The following is a 5,271-nucleotide window of genomic DNA, read 5'->3' as shown; positions in this document are numbered from 1 at the left end:
CGGCCAAGGCGCATGGCTCGCTGACGGCGCCCTCGGTGGGCCAGCAGAAAGAGACGCTGTTCGGGACTGCCGGCTCGGTGGGCTTCGTCGATGCGGCTTCCTACAGCGACACCTACGCCAGTAACCTGCGCGACGTCCTCAAGGACTCGCCAGGCGTCTATGTGCAGGAGCGCTACGGCCAGGAACTGCGGCTGTCCATCCGTGGCTCGGGCATCGCGCGCGGCTTTCATACGCGCGGCCTGGACATCCTGCAGGACGGCGTGCCCACCAACTTCGCCGACGGCAGCGGCGACTACTACCAGATCGACCCCCTCGGCCTGAGCGCGGCCGAAGTCTACAAGGGCGGCAACGGCCTGGCCTACGGCACCACCACGCTGGGCGGCGCGATCAACTTCACCACGCCCACCGCGCTGACCGCCGACGCGCCCAACCTGGTGCGCGTGGACGGCGGCAGCTTCGGCACGGCACGGGCCAGCGGCCAGGTCTCGCGCCAGATCGGCGCCTTCGATTTCCTGGGCAACCTGAGCGTCAACCATTCCAACGGCTACCGGGACCACGAGCGCGGCCAGTACGAGCAGTTCAACGCCAACTTCGGCTACCGTTTCAGCCCGGCGGTGGAAACCCGCTTCTACCTCGGCGCCTACATCGTCGACCAGCAACTGCCGGGCTCGCTCTCGCTCAGCGATGCGCTGAACAACCCGCGCAAGGCCTCCGCCAGCGCGCTGGCCGGCGACCAGGCGCGCAACACCCGCACCGAGCGCGTGGCCAACGTGACCACCGTCAAGCTGGACAGCGGCCAGCTCGACTTCAGCACCTGGGTCATCCACAAGAGCCTGTACCACCCGATCTTCCAGGTGATCGACCAGGACTACTGGACCTACGGCTTCGCCCCGCGCTACACCGGCAACCAGACCATCGGCGGCCTGCGCAACCAGGTGATCGTCGGCGCGCGCTTCTTCGGCGGCAACAACGATGCGCGCCAGTTCATCAACATCAACGGCAACCGCGGCGCGCAGACGCTCAACGCGGCGCAGGACGCCTACAACTACGAGGCCTACTTGGAGGACCGCCTCTGGGTCGTGCCCACGGTCGCGCTGATGGCCGGCGCCAAGGCCTACCGCAACGTGCGCGACTACCACGACTACGGCGGCCTGGCGGCGAACCCCACGCCCAAGTCGGATCGCACCACCTACAGCGGCGTCAATCCCAAGTTCGGCGTGCTGTGGGAACCGGTGCGCGACGTGCAGGCCTTCGCGGACATCACGCGCAGCGCCGACGTGCCCGACTTCACCGACCTGACCCAGACCATCGCCACCACCACGCGCTTCGTGCCGCTGGCCGCGCAACACGGCTGGACGCTGGAACTCGGCACGCGCGGCAAGCGCGAACGCTTTTCGTGGGACGTGACGGCGTACCGCTCGCTGGTGCGCGACCAGCTGCTTCAGTTCACCACCAACCCGGATGTACCCGCTGCCACCTTCAATGCCAATCGCACCACGCTGCAGGGCGTGGAGCTGGGCGTGTCCGGCGACGTGCTGCAGAACGTATTCGGCAGCGGCGACAGGTTCACGCTGTCGCAACTGTGGAACTACAGCGATTTCCGCTTCGACAATGATCCGCAGTATGGCAACAACCGCATCGCAGGCGTGCCGGAGCATGTGTTGCGCACCACCGTCGCCTACAGCCGCGCGGCCGGCCTGCGCGTGGCAGGCACCATCGACTGGGTGCCGGGCGGCGCCTACGTCGACTACGCGAATACGCTGCGCACGCCGGGCTACGTGCTGCTGGGAGTGCAGGCCAGCTACGACTTCCAGCGCGGGGTCACGGTATTCCTCGACGCCAGGAACCTGACCAACAAGCGCTACGTGAGCGATTTCAGTACGGTGGCCGATGCGCGCACCGCCAATACCGCGGTCTTCTATCCAGGCACCGGGCGCGCCTTCTATGCCGGGGTGAAGTACAAGTTCTGAGGCCCGCCGCCATGGCGCAAGGGGCAGGGGTGCTCGCCGCGCAGCGCCCCTGCCCCTTTGTCTTTCCTGCCGCTGTTCCCTTCCCTGCGCCTTAGTCGATCCGCTCCACCGGCGGGACCACCCAGGTGCCATCGAGCATGGCCTGCTTGGGCCAGTAGACTCGCAGCATCAGGTTGAAACCGTCCGCCGGCGCTGGCAGCCAGTTCGGCAGCTGGCTGGCCGGCGGACGTGCATTCTGGATGACGAGGTCGAGCGAGCCGTCGCGGTTGTACTTGAGGCGGTCGCGGTCGCCGATGGCGTAGCGGTTCAGCGGGTTCGCCGCGAACGCCTGCTTGTCGTTGTAGAGCGTGAGCGACCAGAAGGCGCTGGTCGGCGGCAGCTGGTTCTTGTCGAAATGCATGACATAGCGCTTCGCTCCGCTGAGCGGCTTGCCGGCCGAGTCGACGCGCGTGCTGGGGTAGAGCGCGTCCGCCGGCAGGTTCGCCCCGAGGCCGACCCACGCCACCAGCGCGCGCTTGCCATAGGCGGTGCCATAGCTGCCGAGGTCGCGGCGGATGTTCCACTCCGCGCCGGTGTCGGCGCCGCGCCTGGCAGCGCCCGAGATGCCGGCCAGCGCGGCGGTGGCGCCTTCCTGCACGGCACGGGCCGTGGAGGGCTCGAGCGCGGTCACGGAGAACGGGGCGCCGGGCACGATGCCGAGCTTCTTGATCGATGCCACCATGGCGGCGTCTGCCGGCGCGGGCGGATTGGCAGGCAGCAACTCGGCGAAGCGCGTGAAGAACGCCTGCGCGTCCATGGCTGCCACCTGCTCCACCGGCGGGGTTTCCACATCGGCCGTGCTGCTTTCCGGCGCGGCGGCCGGCGCGGCCTTGCCGCGTGTCTTGCCGGCGCGCTGCCAGGCCGACAGCGGCATCAGGCGGTATTGGTTCTGCAACTGGCGCACCGCCGCGTAGTCCTGCTTGCCGTTGGTCTGGGTACGGCCGATCAGCCAGACCATTTCGGTGGGTGCGTGGATTTCCTTCACATCAGGCGGCAAGGTGCCCGTCCACTTCGGGCCGGTGATAGCGAACACGGCCTTGCCGGTGCCGGTGGTGCGCTTGCCCGGCGAAGCGAACACATTGGTCCAGCCGTCCATCAGCGGCATCAGGTAGTAGCGGCCGTGGGTATCCGGCAAGGACAGGATCACCGGTTCCGCGCTCAGGTCCAGCCATGCCGACGAGTAGAGCGTGTCGGCATTCGGGCTGACCACATCCGTAAAGGTGGCGTCCGGGAAGCTGCGCTTGTGCGCGAAGGTATTGGCCGGCGTGCGCGCGGTCATGACCTCGCGCGTGACATCCATCAGCACCAGCGGATAGGCGTAGGTGAAGACCTGGGCCGACAAGGCCTTGATGGTCGCGTCCGGCTGGGTGGAAGCGCCCTTCGGCGCTTCCACCTTCTGCGGTGCCGTGGCGCACCCGGCCAGCAGCAGGCCGAGCGCCGCTGCGCCCGCGATCTGGCGAATCGAAAAACTCATGACCCCGATCCCTTGTTTTTGGATTGACTACCCGACACGTCGGTCACGTCGGTTACCGCTGGAGCGGCGACATTTTTCCCGCGTGTGATTGAGCGATTTTATTCGATCGATGATGTGCTGGCGAGTCCGCACTTGTCAATTCCGGGCACGGGAATAATGCGGCATAACGCACCAAAGGCCGAGTCTTATGGCGCGCTTCCGGGCGGGGAGCGGCGCTCCCGCCTGGCCGCGCCTCCTGCGTCCCGCGTGCCTCTTGCATGGGGCGCCGGCTTCGTCCGCCAGGCCCCCGCAGGTTCCTCGCGTTGCCTTCTGATCTTAGATATGCCGCGCCCTGCGCGCCATCCGGATTTTCTTCCCCGTCAGCCGCCGGGATTAAAGGGTAAACCACACTCTGATCGACCCTGAAATACCATCAAAAATAGGACTGCTCTTATATGAAATCATGAAAACCGTACCTAGAATTCTCTCATCGTAAATAACGAAATTTCCCAACAAAGGACACGGACCTATCTCGATAGCGGAGGAAGAACAGAACAGGGAAGCCATCGAAGGGAAAATCATCGGCGCGTCCGGATCGAGAAGCCGTGGCCATTGAATAATCAATGGCCCGCAGCACGACTCCTGTCCGGAGCTCTGCCCCGGCATTGCCCTGACCCTGGCCGGTTGCGGCGGTGGCGGCGACGGCATGGCCAGCGGCGACACGCCATCCGCCGTGCCAGGCACGGCCAGTTGCGCATCGCCCGCCGAAGTCACGGTCGATACCGTGCTCGACAGTGCCTGCGTCTACAAGCAGACCTTCACGATCAGCCGGTCCGGCATCACGCTGGACTGCGGCGGCGCCACCATCGACGGCCGCGGCACCGATGTCAAGGGCATCTACGTGGACTCGCGCGGCGGCGCGCTGCGCCATGTCACCATCCGCAATTGCCGCCTGAAGAACCAGGCCTCCGTGGGCATCGCGATCGGCTGGAGCGGTGCGCTCGCGGCCAGGCTCCAGGCCTACACCCGCGACGACATCTACGCGCGCTCACCGCAGCAGGTGCTGATCGAGAATGCCAGCGTGGAGGGCGCCGGCAACGTCGGCATCTATATCGAGTCCTACGCATCCGGCAACACGCTGCGCAATGTCACCGTGACCAGTTCGCGTGGCCCGGGCGTGTACCTGGACGCCTCGACGCGCGACAACCGGATCGTGAACTCCACCTTCACCGGCAACGGCCTGCCGCGCACCCGCGAAGCCATCGCCATCGATTCTTCGGCCGGCAACGTCATTGCCGGCAACAAGTTCAGCGGCAACGCCCTTGCCGCCATCACGCTCTACAAGAACTGCGGCGAGAACCAGGGCCCGGCGCGCTGGCAGCACTCTGACGGCAATCTGATCCAGGATAACGATTTTGCCGCGGAAAGCGTGGGCGTCTGGATCGCGTCCAGGCAGAGCCGGGACCTGGGTAACTGGAATTGCAGCGACCCCTCCTACTATGCCGGCCGGTATTTCCTCGATTATGCGCAGAACAACCAGGTGATGAATAATCGCTTTGCTAATGTCCGCCAGGGCGTCATCGTGGAAGACGACAATAATACGGTGAGCGGAAATACGTTCTCCGGCACCAGAAACGCCGATATCGTGACCGGTGCCCAATATCGTGCAATGTATCTCGGACGCCCCGTTTCCGGGCTGATCGCGCAAGACAATACTTACCTGCCATAGACGACAGGCCGATGACGGCAAAGCAACAAAAATCCCCCGAAGCGGCGGGATCGTACGGGCACCGATGGGCACTACAATGC

Annotated in this window: 3 protein-coding genes; 2 read left to right on the top strand and 1 reads right to left on the bottom strand. The window is 65.6% G+C overall.

What is annotated here, in order from left to right; genetic code table 11:
- Positions 1-1,970: TonB-dependent receptor family protein (locus AC1DO7_RS39840; RefSeq protein ID WP_477117456.1), on the top strand; the 1,970-nt coding region annotated here is incomplete at its 5' end.
- 91 nt (positions 1,971-2,061) lie between these two features.
- On the opposite strand, the gene AC1DO7_RS39835 is transcribed toward AC1DO7_RS39840, so the two are convergent.
- Positions 2,062-3,483: a DUF1254 domain-containing protein gene (locus AC1DO7_RS39835; RefSeq protein WP_441616837.1), complete on the bottom strand. Its 1,422-nt coding sequence runs from the start codon at positions 3,481-3,483 to the stop codon at positions 2,062-2,064.
- 685 nt (positions 3,484-4,168) lie between these two features.
- On the opposite strand from AC1DO7_RS39835, the gene AC1DO7_RS39830 reads away from it, so the two are divergent.
- Positions 4,169-5,191 carry a right-handed parallel beta-helix repeat-containing protein gene (locus tag AC1DO7_RS39830; protein WP_477117455.1) on the top strand — a complete coding sequence of 341 codons (1,023 nt, stop codon included), beginning with the start codon at positions 4,169-4,171 and terminating at the stop codon, positions 5,189-5,191.
- Positions 5,192-5,271: the final 80 nt, after the last annotated feature.

This window comes from Cupriavidus sp. 05N40, assembly GCF_056397305.1.
Note: the sequence above shows the minus strand (reverse complement) of the source record. Positions and strands in the feature narration are given on the sequence as shown.